This window comes from Sphingorhabdus sp. EL138 (genome assembly GCF_900258045.1).
Lineage (GTDB): Bacteria > Pseudomonadota > Alphaproteobacteria > Sphingomonadales > Sphingomonadaceae > Parasphingorhabdus.
In genome coordinates, this window is sequence record NZ_OGVD01000003.1 from 760,428 (window position 1) to 781,108 (window position 20,681).

At 52.6% G+C, this 20,681-nt stretch carries 20 protein-coding genes; 11 read left to right on the forward strand and 9 right to left on the reverse strand.

Annotated elements, in window-relative coordinates:
* Positions 1–164: 164 nt before the first annotated feature.
* From DK507_RS09770 to DK507_RS09780, 3 genes are all read right to left on the reverse strand, one after another.
* Positions 165–1,979 (reverse strand): flotillin family protein, encoded by a 1,815-nt coding sequence (locus tag DK507_RS09770; protein ID WP_109356159.1) that lies wholly within the window; start codon positions 1,977–1,979, stop codon positions 165–167.
* Positions 1,980–2,082: 103 nt separating this feature from the next.
* Entirely contained in the window at positions 2,083–2,724 is a 642-nt protein-coding gene (locus tag DK507_RS09775) for an OB-fold-containig protein (RefSeq protein WP_109356160.1), read from the reverse strand.
* A gap of 131 nt (positions 2,725–2,855) precedes the next feature.
* Positions 2,856–3,422, reverse strand: coding sequence for an HNH endonuclease (locus DK507_RS09780; RefSeq protein WP_109356161.1), 567 nt, complete (start codon positions 3,420–3,422; stop codon positions 2,856–2,858).
* Positions 3,423–3,519: 97 nt separating this feature from the next.
* Here DK507_RS09780 and gluQRS point away from each other — a divergent pair, with 97 nt between their 5' ends.
* The 5 genes from gluQRS (at position 3,520) to egtD (ending at position 7,588) form a co-directional block, all read left to right on the forward strand.
* Entirely contained in the window at positions 3,520–4,410 is an 891-nt protein-coding gene (gene gluQRS / locus DK507_RS09785) for a tRNA glutamyl-Q(34) synthetase GluQRS (protein ID WP_109356162.1), read from the forward strand.
* 9 nt (positions 4,411–4,419) lie between these two features.
* On the forward strand, positions 4,420–4,650 hold the full coding sequence (locus tag DK507_RS09790; protein ID WP_109356163.1) for an HIG1 domain-containing protein: 231 nt from the start codon (positions 4,420–4,422) through the stop codon (positions 4,648–4,650).
* Between the two features lie 12 nt (positions 4,651–4,662).
* Positions 4,663–5,241: a cob(I)yrinic acid a,c-diamide adenosyltransferase gene (locus tag DK507_RS09795; RefSeq protein WP_109356164.1), complete on the forward strand. Its 579-nt coding sequence runs from the start codon at positions 4,663–4,665 to the stop codon at positions 5,239–5,241.
* A gap of 202 nt (positions 5,242–5,443) precedes the next feature.
* Complete coding sequence (gene egtB, locus DK507_RS09800; RefSeq protein WP_254054333.1) at positions 5,444–6,595, forward strand: ergothioneine biosynthesis protein EgtB; 1,152 nt, start codon at positions 5,444–5,446, stop codon at positions 6,593–6,595.
* Positions 6,596–6,628: 33 nt separating this feature from the next.
* Complete coding sequence (gene egtD / locus DK507_RS09805; protein ID WP_109356165.1) at positions 6,629–7,588, forward strand: L-histidine N(alpha)-methyltransferase; 960 nt, start codon at positions 6,629–6,631, stop codon at positions 7,586–7,588.
* A gap of 3 nt (positions 7,589–7,591) precedes the next feature.
* On the opposite strand, the gene DK507_RS09810 is transcribed toward egtD, so the two are convergent.
* A complete protein-coding gene (locus DK507_RS09810) occupies positions 7,592–8,716 on the reverse strand; it encodes a DUF1176 domain-containing protein (protein WP_109356166.1) in 1,125 nt (374 codons plus the stop codon).
* A gap of 91 nt (positions 8,717–8,807) precedes the next feature.
* On the opposite strand from DK507_RS09810, the gene DK507_RS09815 reads away from it, so the two are divergent.
* Genes DK507_RS09815 through DK507_RS09835 form a run of 5 tightly spaced genes read left to right on the forward strand, consistent with a single transcriptional unit; the run spans position 8,808 to position 14,115 of the window.
* Entirely contained in the window at positions 8,808–9,677 is an 870-nt protein-coding gene (locus DK507_RS09815) for a 3-hydroxyacyl-CoA dehydrogenase NAD-binding domain-containing protein (protein WP_109356167.1), read from the forward strand.
* A gap of 24 nt (positions 9,678–9,701) precedes the next feature.
* Positions 9,702–10,847 carry an epoxide hydrolase family protein gene (locus DK507_RS09820; protein WP_109356168.1) on the forward strand — a complete coding sequence of 382 codons (1,146 nt, stop codon included), beginning with the start codon at positions 9,702–9,704 and terminating at the stop codon, positions 10,845–10,847.
* Between the two features lie 6 nt (positions 10,848–10,853).
* Positions 10,854–11,774 (forward strand): ABC transporter permease, encoded by a 921-nt coding sequence (locus tag DK507_RS09825; protein ID WP_109356169.1) that lies wholly within the window; start codon positions 10,854–10,856, stop codon positions 11,772–11,774.
* The gene (locus DK507_RS09830) at positions 11,771–12,571 is read left to right on the forward strand and encodes an ABC transporter permease (protein ID WP_109356170.1); all 801 of its coding nucleotides are present in this window, start codon (positions 11,771–11,773) and stop codon (positions 12,569–12,571) included. The genes DK507_RS09825 and DK507_RS09830 overlap by 4 nt, the downstream gene beginning before the upstream one ends.
* Positions 12,572–12,591: 20 nt before the next feature.
* The gene (locus DK507_RS09835; protein ID WP_254054323.1) at positions 12,592–14,115 is read left to right on the forward strand and encodes an ABC transporter ATP-binding protein; all 1,524 of its coding nucleotides are present in this window, start codon (positions 12,592–12,594) and stop codon (positions 14,113–14,115) included.
* 84 nt (positions 14,116–14,199) lie between these two features.
* On the opposite strand, the gene DK507_RS09840 is transcribed toward DK507_RS09835, so the two are convergent.
* Entirely contained in the window at positions 14,200–14,976 is a 777-nt protein-coding gene (locus DK507_RS09840) for a TorF family putative porin (RefSeq protein WP_109356172.1), read from the reverse strand.
* Between the two features lie 237 nt (positions 14,977–15,213).
* Between DK507_RS09840 and DK507_RS09850 the strand changes: the two genes are divergently transcribed.
* Entirely contained in the window at positions 15,214–15,603 is a 390-nt protein-coding gene (locus tag DK507_RS09850; protein WP_109356174.1) for a hypothetical protein, read from the forward strand.
* 5 nt (positions 15,604–15,608) lie between these two features.
* Here the strand turns inward: DK507_RS09850 and DK507_RS09855 are convergent, their stop codons facing one another.
* From DK507_RS09855 to DK507_RS09870, 4 genes are all read right to left on the reverse strand, one after another.
* A complete protein-coding gene (locus tag DK507_RS09855) occupies positions 15,609–16,904 on the reverse strand; it encodes a mechanosensitive ion channel family protein (RefSeq protein WP_254054324.1) in 1,296 nt (431 codons plus the stop codon).
* On the reverse strand, positions 16,901–18,097 hold the full coding sequence (metC, locus tag DK507_RS09860) for a cystathionine beta-lyase (RefSeq protein WP_109356264.1): 1,197 nt from the start codon (positions 18,095–18,097) through the stop codon (positions 16,901–16,903). Before metC ends, DK507_RS09855 begins: the two co-directional genes overlap by 4 nt.
* Before the next feature lie 27 nt (positions 18,098–18,124).
* Positions 18,125–18,961, reverse strand: coding sequence for a 3-mercaptopyruvate sulfurtransferase (gene sseA / locus DK507_RS09865; RefSeq protein ID WP_109356175.1), 837 nt, complete (start codon positions 18,959–18,961; stop codon positions 18,125–18,127).
* A gap of 143 nt (positions 18,962–19,104) precedes the next feature.
* Positions 19,105–20,634, reverse strand: coding sequence for a cryptochrome/photolyase family protein (locus tag DK507_RS09870; RefSeq protein WP_109356176.1), 1,530 nt, complete (start codon positions 20,632–20,634; stop codon positions 19,105–19,107).
* Positions 20,635–20,681: the final 47 nt, after the last annotated feature.

Sequence of the window (20,681 nt, forward strand, 5' to 3'; positions counted from 1 at the left end):
CTGCACTGCAGCGCAGGCAGGGTCAAGAAAATCCTGATGATCGTAAAAATTGAAACGATCTCAGCTGATTTAGATTTCTCCACCAAGGTTATCGGAAGCACGTTGACGCAAACAGAAAAGGCCCGCCCTTTTTCGAGGACGGGCCTTTTGCGGCATATATTCAATCAGCTTGGACTTTTTCCTTCCTTTTGCTCTGACCAAGGACCTTTCTGTTTTTCAGCCTTCGCTGGAACAGGAGCAGTAGCCGCGGGTTCCGCTATTTTCTTCGATTGGGCTTTGACTGGTGTCGCCGCCACTTTCGGTTTCGGCTTTGCCTGCGCTTCAAGCGGAGCTGTTTCAGTTTCAGTCGCTCCACCAATCAAACTGTCCAGTGATGACCCGTCCAGGCCGAGCTCTTTCATCAGCCCGTCAATGACCGGTGCTTGTGCGCGGTAGGACAAAGCAGCGGCGACAGCGTCGGTAGCAAGATTGCTGCCTCCACCACCATTGGCACCTCCGCCATTGCCTGAGCCGTTTCCGCCTCCGCCATTTTGGGTGATGCCGTCGACCTGAACGATCTTGATGGAGTCGATGGCTTCCATCGGCTTCGCTGATTCCTTCACCACTTCAGGCAACACATTGAGCAGCGCCAATTTGGTTTGCAGCGATATCTGATCGGATGACAGGATATTGGCTGCCTCGTTCACCGCGCGTTGACCAGCGGCTTCTACTTCAAAGCGGACGCGCGATGCTTCGGCGCGCAATTTCTCGGCCTCCGCTTCACCCTCGGCACCCAGTCGGATAGCAGCTGCCCGATTGGCGGCGGCTTCTTTCTCGGCCTCTGCTTCCACTTTCACACTGATCGCTTCACGTTCCGCCTGCTTGGAGGCCTCGATCAATTCGATCCGCTTGTCACGGTCTGCAGCTTCGGTTTCACGCGATGTCGTCACTTGTTCTTCCGCAGCAACCGCTTTGGCGCGTGCCTCGTCCGCTTCCGCTTTGGCGTGACTTTCCTCACGGCTTTTGTTCTGGATCGCAATTTGCTGTTCCTGACGGGCAATTTCAATCGCCTGTTCTTGCGCAATACTTGCTTCTTTCACCGCACGATCGGCTTCAATTTGGGTGGAATCGATTTTCTGCTTGGCAGTGATCCGGGCTTCTTCGGCCTCGCGATTGCGTACCGCTTGTTCTCGAGCAACTTCAGAAGATTGTTCCGCGCGGCGTACTTCCACCTCGCGTTCCTGCTCCAGTCGCGCAAACTCATTATCACGTTCAATGGTGAAACTGCGCTGATCGGCTTCGAGGTTTTTGGTCTCGATTTGAACACGTGTGTCCTGCTCAATATCATTTCTGGCTTTCTTGCGAAGTTCGATTTGCTCCGTAAGTTTGGTCAAACCTTCGGCATCAAAAGCGTTATTGGCGTTGAAGTGCTCAATACTGGTTTGGTCCAATCCGGTTAGTGACACAGATTCCAGTTCGAGACCGTTCATCGCAAGATCGGCAGAGCTGGCTTGCTGCACTTTCTGGACGAAGTCCGCGCGCTGCTCATGCAGCTCGTTCATTGTCATGCCCGCAGCAACCGAGCGCAGCGCATCGACAAACTTACCTTCGACCAGGTCCTTCAGCGCCTCGGGCTGCATGGTGCGCAGGCCCAAAGTCTGCGCGGCCATAGCCAATGATCCGGCATCCGGGCGCACACGAACATAAAATTCCGCCTTCACATCAATCCGCAAGCGATCGAGGGTGATGAGCGCATCAACGTTATTGCGCTCCACTGCCAGCCGCACGGTATTCATGTTGACCGGCATGGTTTCATGTAAGACTGGCAACACCATGGCACCGCCATTCATCACAACCTTTTCACCGCCAAGTCCGGTCCGAACGAAAGCAATTTCTTTGGTTGCGCGTTTATAGAGCCGGGTGATGATCAACCCGAAGATGAGCAGGGTGACAAAAATAACGCCGGCATAGACGGCGAAGGAAACGAGATTCTCAGTCATATTTTTCTTTCTATTTTGGGGTGCAGCGCGCTGAATACACTAGAGGGCAATCTAGCGGATAACGCGGCCAGCACTGTTTTCAGTTTGAATATTTAGTTCGAGTTCATTCCAGAAACTTGACGGTATCGGGCGAAATGATTTTGAATGTACCTTCCTCGCGGCGAACGAGCAGAACCTCTTCCGCCTGGCGAAAAATCTCGCCTTCATTGGCTGGTTCGACCATCACAAAGTGGCCTTGGCCGTGAAGATCGATTACCTTGGCACGGGCTGGCGAACCAGTTTCCGCCTTGCCAATCTCTATTTTTCCGCGTCGCCCGACCAGCATATCAATGTCGATTGCGGTGGTTTCATCGCTGGGAATGATCCGCGACAAGGGACGCGCCAACAAGCCGGTTAGCGGTAAGGAAACGGCAGTCGCCGCTGGAACGGCGAGCCATGGCGTGAGAAGCCACCCGAACAGACTGCTGTAAAATTCCTGACCCGCTAGCCCGATAATACCGAATAGGGCCAAAAAAAGCACAAGCAGCATGAGAAATGGCAGACGGCCAAATCCCAATAGGGAGAGAAGGCCTTCGCCAGCGCCGTCAACGCCAGCTTCGGCAATATCAGCGTCGGGATCCATATCGGTACCGAAGTCCGGCCCAAAGTCGCTTAATCCAACAAGCTGCAATATTCCGATGGCAAACATGAGAAGGATGGCAGCGCTAAAAAAGATATTCTCATCCGCCAGCCAAAATTCTATCACGCAAAACCTCTCCTTTACATGAATATAGGATGAATAAGCTGGATTTCAAGACGTCAGTCCCGAAATTCTGTTGAAATATCAGTAGAAATTGGAATTCGAGAGGGAATTCCTCTTAAGAACTTAGAAACTCTTCACCCTTCTAGTTCAATATCCCAGTATAACCAGTCATGCCATGTATCGTGGAGGAAGTTCGGCGGGAAGGCGCGTCCATGTTCCTGCAACTGCCAATTGGTCGGTTTGATAGGTCTGTTCGAAAGCTGCATATGCGCCTCTTTCGGCGTCCGGCCGCCTTTTTTCAGGTTGCAGGGCAGGCAAGCCGTTGCCACATTTTCCCAAGTCGTGCGGCCTTTCTGGCGACGCGGAATGACATGGTCAAACGTCAGATTGTCGAGGCTGCCACAATATTGGCACATGAACTTGTCGCGCAGAAACAGGTTAAACCGCGTGAAGGCGGGATATTCAGAAGGCTTCACATAGTTTTTCAGCGCAATTACCGACGGGATTTTCATGTCGAGATTGGGGCTATGGACTTCGCGTTCATAGCTGGAAACAATGTTCACCCGGTCCAGGAAAACCGCCTTGATCGCGGTTTGCCAAGGCCATAGGCTTAAGGGATAATAGGATAGCGGCGTATAGTCAGCGTTCAGCACCAGTGACGGGCAACTTTCGGGATGCCGTAACAGGTCGGGATGATACATAGTCTAACTACTCCCTTAGTCTTTGACTGACTGCTCTTTATCCGCAAGAACATGACATGGTCATTACAACTGACATGCAAAGAACATTATCTGCCCTATGACGTCAAGAGGGGATATTGGCCAAGATGTTGTGGTGCGCTTTGCGCCCAGCCCCAATGGCTTGTTGCATTTGGGGCATGCCTATGCCGCCTGTTTCGCCCATGACTACGCATGCGAGAGGGATGGGAAGTTACTGCTACGGATCGAGGATATTGATGGTGGACGCAGCAAGCCCGAATTTATTGACGCGATTTTTGCCGATTTGCGATGGTTGGGTCTCGATTGGGATGGAGAAGCGGTTTTCCAGTCCCAACGGCTCGAAAGCTACGCTGACGCGGCCGAGCGCTTGGAGAAAAAGGGATTGCTCTACCCTTGTTTTTGCACGCGATCATCCATGCGCGTTATCCAGGAAAAAGAAGGACTGGAGGAGGGGCCGGATGGCCCGATTTACCCCGGGACTTGTCGGGGTCTCGTCAGGGATGAGGTTGCCGAAAGACTTAATAGGGAACCGCATAGTTGGCGGCTTGATGTTAAAAAGGCGATCGATATGGCAGGTTATATAGGCTGGCATGACGAGCATCGCGGGGATCAGATTGCCGATCCGGCGGCATTGGGAGACGTTGTGTTGATACCAAAGGATACGCCCGTCAGTTATCATTTGGCTGTGACATTGGATGATGCGCGTGACGGGATCACCCATGTTGTGCGCGGGGAGGATCTATTTGCCTCGACCCATATACACAGACTGCTGCAATCCTTGATGGATTTACCGGTTCCCCGCTATGTCCATCATCCGGTTTTGCTTGATGAAACAGGGGTAAAGCTGTCGAAAAGCCTAGGCTCTGCATCTTTGGCCGTATTGCGAGAAGCAGGCACGGATGGCTACATGTTAGCTGACAAATTACGAAAAAATATTTTCCCGGTTGGAATAACTTTATCAAAGGGCTAATCAGAGAATATGAGCTATGTACTGATCCTACTAATCTTGTTGGCAGCTGGCGCCGTTGTTTATGCTTTGGTCCGCGGTTTGATTGCTTTCGTCAATATGGAGCCGGAAGACGTTGATGCTGATGGCGTGACGGCTTCGCACAAAAAACAGAATGAAATGATGTTCGCTCGGGTGAAATATCAGGCCATCGCAGTCATACTGGTTGCGCTGCTATTGTTGCTTGCCGGCGGTCAAAGCTAAGGCCAGGCTTGTATGGTCAAGCTCAACAAAATCTACACGAAGACGGGCGATGACGGAACGACGGGGCTGGTCGATGGATCACGCTTGGCCAAGAGCGATATACGCATGGCAGCCATTGGCGACGTTGATGAACTCAATAGTGCGTTGGGTGTAGCAATTTGCGAAATTAGTGATGCGGCATTGGTGCAGTCGCTCAAGGCGATTCAGAATGATCTGTTCGATCTTGGAGCGGATTTGGCAACGCCCGCTGGCGAGGGAGATGATTTTGGGCCATCAGAAATGGTGCTTCGTGTTACGTCGTCGCAGGTCGAGAGGCTCGAAAGCGAAATTGACAGGGTCAATGACCATCTTGATCCGCTGACCAGTTTTATTTTACCGGGTGGCAGCAAAGCTGCCGCATCCATCCATCTGGCGCGTGCCGTTGCCCGGCGTGCAGAACGAACCGCCGTAGGCGCTGCACAGGCTATAGCGATCAATCCGCAGGCGATCACCTACATTAATCGGTTATCGGATTATCTTTTTGTTCTTGGCCGAATGCTGAATAATGGCGGCAAAGCTGACATCTTGTGGGTTCCTGGAGCTTCGCGCTAACTGCGCCCTTTTATCGCGTAAACGCACCGCAAGACATAAATTTGCAACCTGCTGGCGCAAATATAAGCGGTTGACCCTAATCTCGTTCGCTCTATGTTCTTAATACGCCCAATAAGCGGATGGAGTAGGAAAGATCGCAGGCCAAGCCGAAACTATCGTGACATCGCCTCAGATCGACCGAAAAACCAATCGGCGTTCAGTTCTGAAAGAAGATTTTCAAAAGGTCCGTGCACATAGCAGTTCGCTGGTGGTCGGCTTGAGCGATGCTGATGCAACCGTTCAGTCGATGGACGATGCGTCCCCGGCCAAATGGCATCTGGCGCACACGAGCTGGTTTTTTGAAACTTTCCTGCTGCGCGATCATGTTGATGGCTATCGGGTGTTTGATGAGTCTTATGCTTATTTGTTCAACAGCTATTATGAAGCCGAGGGTGCGCGGCATGCGCGGCCGGATCGAGGTCTGCTGACCCGGCCATCGCTAGAAGAGGTGCTTGATTATCGCGCGCATGTAGATGAAGCAATGATCGAAGCGATGGAAAGCTTTTCCGATGAGGCTCTGGATCTGATCGAGCTGGGACTGCATCACGAGCAACAACATCAGGAACTGTTGCTTACGGATATATTGCACCTGTTTTCCCGCAATCCGCTTGGTCCCGCTTTCATGGAACCCAAGCCGCGCCCGGCGATTATCGAAGCGCCGTTACATTGGATTGAAGGTGCAAATGGCGCCCAATTCATAGGTCATGATGGAGAAAGTTTCTCCTTTGACTGTGAAGGGCCACGTCACCAGGTCTTGCTGCACCCTTATGCTATAGCCGACCGCCCTGTTACAAATGGCGAGTGGCAGAATTTTATGGACGATGGTGGTTATGCCGACCATCGATATTGGTTGTCCGATGGTTGGGCCTGGGTACAGCAAGAAAAGGTCACAAAACCCCTCCATTGGCGCACTTGCGATGGTGTGATGGAAGAATTCACCTTGCAAGGATGGCGTGAAATCGTGTTGTGCGCGCCGGTTCGTCATATCAGTCTTTATGAAGCCGACGCCTACGCGTGCTGGGCGGATGCCCGGCTTCCAACTGAGGCCGAGTGGGAAGTTGCGGCGCATAATGGATTGCCAGGCACCGGCAGCGTGTGGGAATGGACTGGCAGCGCCTATCGCCCTTATCCCGGTTTTAAAGCCGCAGAGGGCGCAGTCGGAGAATATAATGGCAAGTTCATGTCTGGGCAGTTTGTATTGAAAGGCGGCAGTGTTGCCACGCCGCCGGGCCATATCCGCGATAGCTATCGCAATTTCTTTTACCCCCATCAGCGTTGGCAGCTTACCGGCCTTCGCCTCGCCAAAGACCTTTGATCGACAAATTTGGCCGCCAAGGACGGCTTTCTCATGGATATGACAGTTAGCCGGGTAGACCCGGGCTTTGAAAAAGATGTTATGCGATGTTTTCAAGAGCAGAGCTACGCAATTCCAGCCCGTTGGCTCTATGACCGTCAGGGTTCGGAACTATTTGAACAGATTACAGAGCTACCCGAATATTATCCGACACGAACGGAAACAAGCTTGCTGGAACGATACAGCGCAGAGGTTGGAGAAATGAGTGGCACAGACCGTGCTGTTGTTGAATTCGGTTCCGGCAGTTCCACAAAAACACCGCATCTTTTGAGTGCTACCCATCCTGCAGCCTATGTCCCGATAGATATTTCCGGAGAGTTTCTCGCCGCAAGCGCTGCGCAATTGCAGACTCAGTTTCCTGAGCTTCCGATTTACCCCTTAGAGGCCGACTTTATGCGACGGATAAACTTGCCGAGCGAAGTGGCCAATATGCCCAAGCTGGGTTTTTTCCCGGGCTCTACAATCGGTAATATGATTGCGCGTACCTCCGTTGATTTGCTCCGCTTCATGCGAGAGACGCTAGGCACGGGATCGCAGTTGCTGATCGGCTTTGATCGAATCAAGGATACAGATACTCTGGTTGCCGCTTATGACGATAGTGCAGGGGTAACTGCGCAGTTTTCGCTAAATTTACTGCGCCGAATTAATCGAGAAATGGCTGGTACAATCCCGGTGGACCAGTTCTGCCACATCGCGATCTGGAATGATCTTTATGCGCGAATTGAAATCTATCTAGAGGTCCAGGCAGATGTGCACTTTACCATCGGTGACAACCAGTTCGACATCGATAAGGGTCAGAAAATTCATATCGAGAACAGCCACAAATATGGTTTGCGTGATGCGCGTTTGATGCTGCGCGCAGGCGGCTGGTCACCGGTTCGCGAATGGAGTGACGAGCGGGACTATTTCTCGCTGATCCTGGCTGAAGCGCACCCCTTTAAGAATGCGCCATAAAACCTATTCTACGGCTTCTTCAGCGGCCGGTATTTGCTGGGCCAGCTCTTCGGCCTTTTGATATTTTGCGCGCCAGGTTGTGATCCACTTATAGGCTCCGCGACATTCCTGCATACCGCTGGCTTCGATCAAACGGAATTGCTCGCCATCCCAGACGAAGCTCTCGGCGTTGCCGCAATCGCCAATGCCTCTACCTTTTGCCAAGCTGCTCAAGATTTGACGATTTTCTTCCCAATGGGCGTTTACCAGCAAGGGTGGTCGATCTTCGCCACCCCAGGCGGGTTGCAGGTCATAGGTTGCCGGACGGAATGCCCAACTGGCGCCCTCTTTCTCATCTCCTTTGATTTCGCCAATATAGGCGGCGCTAGAAAAGTTGTAGGCACCAGAACCACATGACATCAAAATGAGCGCACGATAGCGACCATCTTTTTGACCCAAAGGAAATATCTGATCCTCGACGACACCAAATCTTTCATCCTTGCAGGGAGAATTCTCTACCAGATCAACAATTTCAGTTGTTGCAGGAATTCGTTTCGCGGGTGCCCATTGGTCAACAACTACAACTGGTACTTCTTTCTTTTCGGGCCTGAATGAACGGCGACCTTTGGATATTAAAGCGGTCGGTGTGCGCACTCGTTTCTGTTGCTGATCAATATATCGCAGCGCGGCGGTAGAGCCTGATAAAGATATCTTCGTCAGACTATCCCCATTTGGCGCTCTGATTTCCAATGTCCGGCCACGAGCGATAGCAGTTGCCGCTTTCTTGGCTTCTTCGCCGGTAATTTCGACAGGGTGATCGTCCTCGGCCATAGGGCCAGTGATTATGACTTTGCCGTCTACGACCAGTTCATAACGTCCGATGCCCGTGACTTGTAACAGAGCCCGGATTTTTAAAACATCATCTGTGCCAGCCGTGCGGGTAATAGTAATCGGGCCACCCCAATCATCAAAACCGCGGCTGGCATCATCGACCAAGGAGATCGCTTGACAATCGCCACCATTGTCACAGCCTACCGACCAATCTTTGAAGACTTTTACCTCACCCGGATTAGGGATCGGCTGTACGTCGCTGGCTGCCGTTGTCGCCGCAAGTGCCATAAGGGCAATGGTAGAAATAATAGGGGACATATTTGCAATCTAGCCAGTTTGCTCGACAATCGCTAGTGCCTTGTTACATCAGCATTAACGGCTCGGTCATGATAAGGAAAAAGGACGGCAAATGAAATCAATCGGTATCATTGGATCAGGACAAATGGGAGCAGGAATTGCGCAGGTTTCCGCGCAGGCCGGATACCATGTTTACTTGTCTGATATGAATCAGGAGATAGCCGAGAAGGGCAAGGCGGGGATTGCCAAACAATTGTCGCGATTGGTCGACAAAGAGAAGATTGAGCAACAGGTGGCGCAAACTACTCTGGACCGGATCGAAACGATCGGTTCCTTGGATCCGATGGCAAGCGCGGATATCATTATCGAAGCGGCCACCGAGCGGGAGGATATCAAGCGCCAGATTTTTGGAGCAGCTTCTGAAGTCTTGGGCCATCAATCGCTTATGGCCACCAACACATCGTCCATATCCATCACGCGATTGGCACAGTCGGTTAAAGACCCGTCCCGCTTCATTGGCGTACATTTCTTTAATCCCGTACCGTTAATGGGCTTGGTTGAGGTCATTCGCGGCCTGGCAACAAGCGACCACAGCGTCGCCATGGCTAACGACTATGTGAAGGCGCTCGGTAAACAGGCGGTTCTGGCCAAAGATTCGCCGTGCTTCGTAGTCAACCGAATATTACTTCCTATGCTCAATGAAGCATTTTTTGCACTGGGCGAAGGCACCGCCTCTATGGAAGACATAGATCGCGGTGTACAATTGGGCCTTGGTCATCCAATGGGGCCTATCACATTGGCGGATATGATCGGACTTGATACGTTGCTGGAAATTTTGCGCGTGCTGCAAAACGATTTTGGCGATCCCAAATATCGCCCGGCTCCTCTATTGCTGAAATATGTCGAGGCTGGTTGGCTTGGCCGAAAAACCGGTAAAGGCTTTTACGATTATTCGGGTGAAGTGCCGACGCCTACGATGTAAGCTGGATAAAATGGAGACGATGCGATGAGCGATGATATCAGGGATTTTCAGATTGATATTCCGCAATCGGCATTGGATGATTTGCAAGCTCGGCTGGCAAGCGTCCGTTGGCCTGATCCAGAACCAGTAGACGACTGGTCTCAGGGCATACCGCTGGCTTATGTTCAGCAAGTTACCGACTATTGGCGCGAGAGTTATGACTGGCGGCGCTGTGAAGCGGCGCTAAACCAGTATTCGCATCATATGACCGAGATTGACGGGGTCGATATTCATTTCATGCATATCCGCTCGCCCGAGGCGGAGGCACGGCCATTAATCATGACCCATGGTTGGCCAGGATCGATTGTCGAGTTTATGGACGTTATCGGTCCGCTGACAGATCCGGTTGCCCATGGCGGCGATGCGGGGGACGCCTATCATCTCGTCATTCCTTCACTGCCCGGATATGGTTTTTCCGGCAAACCCACCGAAACCGGATGGGGCGCAGAGAAGATCGCGCGCGTCTGGGATGTATTGATGACGCGGCTGGGCTATGACCGCTATTTCGCGCAGGGCGGAGATTGGGGCGCTTTGGTAACATCTGCCATAGGGGTGCAGAATATCGGTCATTGTGGGGGCATCCATATTAACCTCGTCGTGGTCGGAACACCGCCGGACGAAGTGATGAAAAATCCCACGCCAGAGGAACAGGCGTCGCTAGCGCGCTTCACTGAGTATCAAACACAGGGCGGCGGTTATGCCGAGATTCAGCGCACCAAGCCGCAGACACTGGGCTATGGTCTGGCGGATTCTCCCGTAGGCCAGATGGCATGGGTCCTTGAGAAATTTCAGGGTTGGTCTGATGGGGCGATGACGCCCGATGAGAGTTTTGATCGTGATCGCTTGCTCGATAATATCATGCTCTATTGGCTCAACAATGCCGGAGCTTCCTCCGCGAGACTGTATCGGGAGAGTTTTGGCAATCCCAATGTCGATCCTGTCGATCTTGCAACAGGATGCAGTATTTTCCCGAACGAGATTATGGCCCCATCTCGTCGCTGGGCAGAACAACGGTTTAAAAACCTGCAATATTGGGGTGAAGCGGGCAAAGGCGGTCATTTCGCTGCAATGGAAGTGCCCGAGTTGTTCATCAACGAAGTGCGCGGCTGTTTTGGCCAGATGGAGCTGTAACGCCCCATGCTAGCGCTGGTCGCAAGACGGTTGATAACAGCGATCCCGACGCTGCTTGCGATCATATTGGCTTCCTTTTTCCTGATGCGGCTGGCCCCGGGTGGTCCATTTGACGGTGAACGACCGTTGCCGCCGGAGACTCAGGCCGCCCTGCAAACTGCCTATGGCCTTGATAAACCGCTTTGGGAGCAAGCCTGGCTGTATATTTCACGGCTGGCGCAGGGTGATTTTGGACCATCACTGGTTTATCGCGATTTTACGGTTTCCGAGCTTGTGGCACAGGGATTGCCGATATCACTGACTCTCGGCGGTCTGGCGATAGCTTTGGCATTGCTGATTGGAGTTTCCGCCGGGCTGTTTGCAGCGGTTCAGGCTGGCAAGGCGGCTGACAAGACAATCATGATGTTGGCAACCGTTGCAACTGCATTGCCGACCTTTGTTACCGGACCGGCATTGGCTCTGCTTTTCGGACTCTGGCTAGGATTATTGCCAGTCTCGGGCACCGGGGAAGGCTGGTCCTGGTTGATCATGCCGGTGGTTGCTCTGGCGCTCCCGGTTTCCGGGGCCATCGCCAAGTTGACCAGAGCGGGTTTGGCAACGGTGCTGAAACAGGACCATATTCGCACTGCAAGGGCACGGGGACTGCCTGAAACGAAAATCCTGTTCAAACATGGATTGCGTCCGGCGCTCGTTCCGGTGGCCAGCTACCTCGGACCAGCCGCAGCCGGTTTGCTCACTGGCGCTGTGGTGGTGGAAACGGTCTTCGGACTACCGGGACTGGGCCGCTATTTTGTTCAGGGCGCGCTAAACCGGGATTATCCTTTGGTTCTCGGCGTGGTGACGCTCTATGCCGCGCTCATTATCCTGTTTAACCTGTTTGCTGACCTGATTTATGGCTGGCTCGATCCAAGGATGCGGGACGGATGAGGCGGTTGCTAAATCGCGTTCATTGGCCGCTATGGGTGGTTCTGGTCCTGATCGCTCTGGCGTTGATTCTGCCGCTCGTATTGCCGTGGACCTATGATCAGATTGACTGGGAGGCCGTGCGTGCGCCTGCTTTCAGCGGATCGCATATATTTGGCACAGATGAGATAGGCCGCGATCGGCTCGCGCGCCTTGCTGCCGGGACGCAGGTCACGCTGATGGTTGCGATAGCGGCCGCTCTGGTGTCTCTGGTCGTCGGCATCGCCTGGGGCGCAACTGCGGGTTGGGTCGGCGGTAAAGTGGATGAAGCGATGATGCGTTTTGTCGATGCGCTCTATGCGTTGCCTTTCATGTTCATCGTTATCCTGCTGATGGTGATTTTCGGCCGCTCGATTTTGCTGGTCTTTATTGGTATTGGACTGGTTGAGTGGCTAACCATGGCGCGTGTGGTGCGCGGACAGGTGATGACGCTAAAACAGAGGCCTTTCATATTGGCTGCTGAAGCCGCCGGAACGCCGCCACGTACCATTATCCTGAAACATGTCTTGCCCAATATCGCCGGCGTTGCGCTGGCCTATTTGATGCTTACCGTACCGCAGGTAGTCATGGTCGAGAGCTTCCTTTCATTCCTTGGTTTGGGTGTGCAGGAGCCGCTGACATCGCTGGGCATATTGGTCAAGGAAGGCGCCGATGACATGGATATGACACCCTTGGGTTTGCTGTTACCCGGCGGACTTTTGGTTATCATTCTGGTTTGTCTGACAATTGAGGGCGAACGGTTGCGAGACACCTTCTCATGAGCCTTTATGAGATACGCGACATGGCCATTCAAATTGATGGCAAGCAGTTGGTAGAAGGCGTCAATATCTCGGTCGAAGCTGGTAAATGCACAGCAATTATCGGTGCGTCCGGTTCGGGAAAAAGCCTTTCTTGCCTAACGCCATTTGGTTTGACACCGGGTGAAGCGGCCGGGTCCATCAAGCTGGACGGCATCGATTTGTTAAAGGCGAACGCGCATCAAAAACTAAAGGCCCGCAGCTATTTGGCGGGCTTTGTATTTCAGCAGCCATTGACAGCTTTGACGCCGCATTTGACTATCGGCGCACAGCTTAAGGAAGCGGCAGCCCAAGCTGGGCCATCGGCTTTGTCCAGACGCGAATTGGCGCAAAAACTGGAACGGGTAGGCCTGTCACGAGCGGATGAACGGCTGGACCAGTTTCCTCATCGGTTGTCGGGAGGGGAACGTCAGCGTGTCATGATCGCAGCCGCAATAGCCCATCAGCCCAAGCTGCTTGTCGCTGACGAACCGACCAGTGCGCTTGACGCCAGCCTGCGCGGAGAGATCATGACGCTGCTCGATGAACTACGCGAAGAGCAGGGGCTTGCGATGTTGCTGGTCAGTCATGACCTTGCCTCGATAGAGAATCATGCTGATCATCTGATTGTTATGGAAGAGGGCAGGGTGGTGGAAAGTGGTGCGACAGTCGATCTGATCGCCCGTCCGCATGAAGATTATACGAAGCGTCTGATGGCGGCAACGCCACGACTGGATGAACCGGCGCCTGACCTTCCTGCGACTGGCGATGTACTGGTCGGCACCAAAGATGTGACCGTTACTTTTCCAAAACCGGGCTGGCGACGCGGTCAAATTGAGGCTGTCGTAGATGCCTCTTTGACCGTGAGAAAGGGCGAAGCACTTGCCGTCGTCGGTGGTTCCGGATCTGGCAAATCCACTTTGGGAAGAGCCATCGCGGGAATTGGTCCGCTGACGTCGGGGGTGATCAGCTGGCGGGGCGAGCATTTGCCCGAACGTCGCGACCGGAATCTTGCTATGCGGGCACTGATCCAGCCCGTATTTCAGGACCCGGTGGCGAGTCTGGATCCGCAATGGAAACTGCGTGATATCATCTCAGAACCACTGAAAAACCTGCGACCGGATATCAACCGCCAAACTCGTGAAGAGATGGTGTTCAAAGCGCTCTGTGATGTAGAATTGGGCGAAGAGTATCTTGATCGTACACCGGCAAGCCTTTCCGGCGGTCAGGCACAACGTGTGGCTATAGCCCGGGCGATAATAGCCGGCCCCGAACTACTGGTTCTCGATGAAGCAACCTCTGCTCTTGATCCGCTGGTCGGGTCATCCATCTTGCAACTGCTTGCCGAACTGCAGCGGAACAAGGAAATCAGTCTCATTCTGATCACGCATGATATCGCCTCTGCGCGGAGAATTTGCCATCGGATTGCGGTGCTTGACGAGGGGCATATTGTCGAGATGGGAGAGATGGAATCTGTAATAGGTAATCCGCAAGCTGTGGCTACCCAGAAACTAGTAGCGGCCAGCTGAACCATATAGACCGAAAAAAGGCCGCTCTCCCCCGAGAGCGACCTTTAATGACGAACCTAAATGTGAATTCAGACCCAATGGGTTCTAGAAGGATACGCCCAATGTAAATACAACTGCGCTGTCAGTGAAGTTATTGACTGAAGGCGCGTCTGTATCAGTGTAAGCGACGCTGGCCGTGAGATTCTCGGTAATCGCCCAATCAGCACCAAGCATCCAATCAACGTAATTGTCATCACCAAGGACGCCAACAGGGTTACCCAATGAACCATCATTGATACCAATATTTGCGTTCAGCGTGATTGGCGTATTTGGAATGCCGCCAGAAACACCGGTGTAAATGTAAATATTGTCGCTGTTTCCGAGGCTGTCCTGCGACCAAGCGTAAGCAAGACCGGATGTCAGTTCGACAGGGCCGAGAGTGGTCGAAATCGAAGCATAGGGCTCAAAATAGTCACTTGGACCAGCTGCTCCACCTTCGCCATTCGGATAAACATAGTAGAGCAAACCTACATCAAGCGTGAGGCCATCTGTGACATCACCGGACCAACCACCATAGAGATCAAGCTCGGTGTGGCCAAAGGTCGCGCTATCTTCGATAGAAGAAGCCCAGGTGCCGATGTAGAAGCCACTTTCATGAGCGACATCAATTCCGCCCTGAACAGCGATATCGCCGTCTGAGAAAGACAGGCCGCGGAAGCGGTAATCAGATGTGAGAGCGGCATTTCCGGAAATCGTAATTCCGCTACCTTCAACTTCTTGAGCGAGAGCAGGTGATGCTGCGGTTGCTAGTAAAATAGCCGAAAGACCAATGATCCCCGATTTAGTTTTTTTGCCAAATTTGGCTTTTGTGGACGTGCGCATGAAAATCCCTTTCTGGTTGATGCGTATCGCCCCTCCTGGAATTTGTCCCGGTTGTCTTTTTATTGCGTCAACAGAGCCAACGACAGACAATCTCAAAACATGCAGGAAAAAGTTGCATCATATTGCTGCGCCGCACAACAAAAAAATGACAGCAAATATGACATATTTTGATAGTGTTGCAAATCAGCACCATGTGACTGATTGGCCGCAAACCGCTCTGTTTAGGGCTTGTTAACTATGGCAACCTATCTGAAAGCTATGTCGAAAATTGATTCTATAGAGAAGGCGGATAATAGTAGCAGCGGCTTTGTCGGCAGCTTTGAACGCCTGCAGGCTGTCGAATCGGTTGTCGGACTTGTAGCGCATATGACGAATGCGTCGGATTCTCACGCATTGGTGTTGTCTGACCTCGCGGCGATGGAATCAGCCTACAAACATAGCTTGCCGATGACCCAGAAATGTTTTGATCGTGGATGCGATGATTTGGCCGTTATGGCGCAATCAGGAGCCAAGGCTTTGTTGCATTTGAATTCAACGGGGCGAGGCCGGGTCGATATTGCTGCCCAGAGGTTGATGCAGGAAATCCAAATGTCCGGACGCCGGACCCTGGACCTGCTTCAAAAATAGGTCGGCTATTTGGCCGAGATTTGGACGGCTCCCGTCTCTGGCAGCGATCTGATGTGCACATCGCGCTGCGGGAACGGAATTTCTACGTCATTTTCCTTGAATAGATCCCAGACCCTTTTGAGCACGGCTGCCTTGAAATTGCCGACACCTGATTCCGGATCTTTTATCCAGCACCTTATTTCAAAGTTCACACTATTGTCGCCAAATTCGAGCATCCAGACCACCGGTTTTGGATGATTGAGAACACGCGGCACATCGACGCAGGCCTGCTTCATCAGCTCGATGACCTGATCCATATCGCTGTCGTAAGAAACCCCTACAGGAATGCTGATTCGGACATTCTTGTTGGAATAGGACCAGTTCTCTACCTCCTGCGTCATTAGATTTTCATTGGGAATCAGATGCTCTTTGCCTTCCCGGGTGAGGACAGACACCGCGCGGACACCGATTTTGTTGACCCAGCCAAAACTGTCACCAACGGCGATCACGTCACCGGGCTTGATTGATCGGTCCATCAACAGGATGATCCCGGCAATCAAGTTGCCGATCGTCTTCTGCATCCCGAAACCGATGGCCAGACCAAATGCACCTGAAAAGACCGCCAGTGCGGTGAGATCGATGCCCAAAACGTCAAGGCCCAGCATGAAAGCAGCGGCCAGTATGGCGACGGTTGCCAGCTTCTGGCCAAGCACTTTTTGCGCTCCATCGAGATCGCTATTGCCGATGACATGGCTGACAAGCTTCATCAATACACGGGCGACGGCGAGCAGAATGACTGCTGTCATGATGGTCGTGACAACGGCTAGCAGGGATATGCGGTTGGTTCCCACATCAATACCAACTCGCTCCAACGCGATGGTGATGCGGTCGATATTCCCCACAAGGCCCAGGGCGGCCGAGACAAAGACCGTGAGGCCCATGGCGGTGCCGAGCCAGTCCGGCATCCGGACCCCGCGGATCAGGTCATTTGTGAAGAGCCCCATGGTAATTGCAATGGTCAGAGCAAAGATAACCTGCGGGATAAGCTGCCATTGCCAGATCGCAAGAAAGAAGCCGCATAATATGAAGGTCGTCGCTCGCCGCGTCATGTCGCGGATGCGCCTCCCGGCCAGGTCGCTTTCATAGCCTGCCCGTGTTTCCCAGATATGCCGTAACTTGGGACCTATATATTTACTTAGGAACCAGCCGCAAACCAGCGCGAATACCACCAGGCCAGCAGCGATGCCGCTTTCTATATATTGGACATTGCGCGGCGTATCTGGCGCGAGGGATTCAAGATAACGGACGATTTCTTGCATCATAAGGCATTGTTATAGTGTTCAAAGGCTTTGGCAAGATCGGCGATTAAATCATCGGGATCTTCGAGACCGATATGGAGGCGCACCAATGCACCTTTCATCGTCCAATCGGTCGCGGTACGGTATTTTCCGGGATCAACCGGCAGAGCCAGACTTTCAAAGCCACCCCAACTGTAACCAATGCCAAAGAGAGCCAGCGAGTCTATAAAAACTGCCCTGGACTTTTCATCGCCGTCGATCAGTTGAAAAGAGAACAACCCCGATGAACCATTGAAGTCACGCTTCCACACTTCATGTCCCGGGCAATCTGGCAGAGCAGGGTGCAGTACCAGCCCGACTTCGGCCCGCTTTTTCAGCCAATGAGCGATGGTTAGTGCCGATTGCTCGTGCTGTTTCAGCCTGACTTCCAAAGTCCTCAATCCCCGGGCAGCCAGATAGGCATCATCCGGAGAAACAACTTGACCCAATCGTTGCGCAGTGCGCCGAAGTCGCGTCCAATATTTGTCATGAGTTGTCGCAGCCCCCATCATGACATCGCTATGACCGACGATATACTTTGTGGCAGCCACAATGGATATATCAACACCTTTACTCAAAGCCGGAAAAAAGCGGGACGTTGCCCATGTATTGTCCAACAGGCTTGTAATGCCAGCTTCTTTTGCTGCCGAGCAGATGGCCGGCACGTCCTGTACTTCAAAAGTCAGACTGCCTGGACTTTCAAGCAATATCGCTTTTGTCTTGTCAGTGAAAAGGCTGCCAATGTCAGCACCAATCAGCGGATCATAATAGCGCGCGGTTATACCCATACGTTTGAGGAAGGCATCGGCATAGCTGCGGCTTGGATCATAGCTGCTGTCTGTGAGCAGCACCTCGTCTCCGGGCTTGAGTACTGCCAACATCGCGCAGGCAATGGCTGCGACACCGGAAGGATAGAGCATGGTACCGGCGGCACCGGGCTCCATTTCGGTGAGTGCATCGGCCAGAGACCATTGTGTAGGGGAACCGCGCCGACCGTAGAAAAACTGACCGTCAGCGTTAGATGAGAGGCCTGCTCTTAAATCGGCAACATTGTCATAGAGATGCGTGCTGGCGCGCCAGACAGGCGGATTGACCACCGCCCCGGTCCATGCCTTGCGCCTGCCGCTGGTAACTGCCTGTGTTGCAGGCTTTTTCGAATTTTGTGAGCTATCGGTCAATTGCTGTTCCAATAGCCTCCAAAAACATCAGGCGGTTGCTTTGGGCGTATCCGCATCAGCACCCCATTCGGCCCAACTGCCATCGTAGAGTGCGACTTTTTCGCCGCCCGCCACCGCAGCAGCAAAGGATACCACCGCGGCTGTCATCCCGGAACCACAGGTCGTAACGACCGGCTTGGCAAGATCAACGCCTGCTCCGTCAAAAAGAGCTTTCATTTCATCGGCGCTTTTCCAGGTACCATCGGCATTGAAAAATTCGCTATGTGGAATGTTGACGGAACCCGGAATGTTGCCGGAAACAATGCCGGGACGTGGATCTTCTTCTGCACCAGAGAAACGCGCCGCGGGGCGAGCGTCGATAACCTGTTCACCCTTGCTGTGCAGATTTGCCAGCATGTCGGCTTTGGTGCGGATGTCCTTGTCGTCTTTCCAGACCGTGAAATGACGGTGGCGCAACGCCTCCTTACCGGTTTCAAGCGGACGGCCTTCGGATTTCCATTTGGCAATGCCGCCGTCCAATATGGCGACTTCATGGGCTCCAAATATGGTCAGCATCCACCATGCACGAGCAGCGCTTTTCAGAGGACTGTCATCATAAAGAACGATGCGACTACCATCACCAAGACCAAGTGATTGCATGCGGCTGGCAAATTTTTCCGGCGGCGGCAACATGTTTTCGACAGGGTTACTGGTATCTGTAAGTTCGCTGAGGTCCATGAAAACAGCGCCTGGAATATGGCCGGCTTCATATTCAGCAGCAGGATCGCGCCCCGCATCGGGCATGAATTTGGTGGCATCAACAATGCGCAAATCCGATGCGCCCAGTTCATTTGCAAGCCAGTCTGTTGTTACCAGCAATTCCATTTTATGCTCCTTATGCAAGCGGAGGATCAAATTGCCTCTGCTTCGAAATATCAACGTTTATCGATTCGTGTTCAAGCCGTCGAGGCTATAACGCATTGAAGATGGAATCCACAGCTTATGTGGCTTTTCGGCAAATGATTGATTTATAACTGTTCCAGAAACTTTTTGGCACTGCCGCGAAGCTGTTTCCGGGCATCGGCGTCCATCTTGTTCCACGTGCGATAAGGCATAGCCAAACGGTTATTATCCTTCAGCTTGTTCTCGTTGCGGGCGAGAAAATCCCAGTAGAGCGCATTATAAGGACATGCATCCTCACCAGTGCGCTTTTTTACATCATAGCGACAGGATGCGCAGTGATCGGACATTTTGTTGATATAGTTGCCGGACGAGGCATATGGTTTCGAAGCAATAACCCCGCCGTCGCCAAATTGGCTCATCCCCAATGTGTTGGGCAGTTCCACCCATTCGTAAGCATCGGCATAGACTTCCAGATACCACTCATGAACTGCGTGTGGATCAATCCCCGCAATTAATGCGAAATTGCCGGTTATCATCAGCCTCTGGATGTGATGAGCATAAGCAAGGTCCAAAGTTTGTCCGATCGCTTCTGACAAACACAACATGTTAGTATCGCCGGTATAGTAAAAGTCGGGCAGGGGGCGCCGGGCCTCTAGGAAATTGCGCTTGGAATAATCGGGTCCCTCGCGCCAATATATGCCGCGAACATATTCGCGCCAGCCGATAATCTGACGGATAAAGCCCTCAGCCGCATTGAGCGGTACTTTGCCATCCGCATAAAGGTCTGCGACCTCTCGACAGAGTTCAAGCGGAGCCAGTAGGCCGCTGTTGAGATAAGGCGACAGGATAGAGTGCCAAAGGAACGGTTCACCCGTCAGCATGGCGTCTTGATAATCACCAAATTGAGCCAATGCGTCATCCAGAAATTTTCGTCTTTGGCGCAGCGCCTCTTCGCGGGTTACGGCAAAATGAAAATGATCGAGTGAGCCGGGATGATGCGCAAATTTTTCAGCAACGAGGTCTAGCACATCTTGTGTGATTTCGTCGGGTTGAAACCGGATCGGTTGCGGCATCATCAAATCGCTTTGTGCCGGTTTACGATTTTCGGCGTCATAGTTCCATTTTCCGCCTTCCGGTTTACCATTGTCATCCAGCAAGAGTCCTGTTTTACGGCGCATCTCGCGATAGAAAAACTCCATCCGCAGCTGTTTCTTGCCCTCCGCCCATTCTTCAAATTCCTGATGGGTGGCGATGAAGCGGTCATCGGGGCAGATGGTAACCGGAACGTCAAACTGGTCCTGCCAGTTTTCTATCATCGCCATCACCCGCCATTCACCCGCCTCCGTGATACGGATTGACTCTACTGGATGTCGTTCCATTGCCCGGGCCACTTCGCCGGTAAAACTGCCAGTATTTTCGGGATCGTCCAGGGATACATAGTCCACTATCCAGCCACGTTCGCGCAGAGCGGCGGCATGGTGACGCATTGCCGAAAAAATATAGGCGATCTTGGCTTTATGATGTTTCACATAGGTGGTCTCAGCATCAACTTCCATCATCAACAGAATGGATTGATCAGGGTCTTGATCAGACAATGAGGAGATACCAAAGGACAGTTGGTCACCAAGGATAGGGATCAGAGTTTTCTTAGACATGCCGGGTTTTTGGCAGAGTATCGGTTAAAAAGCAGTCTGTGCTTTGG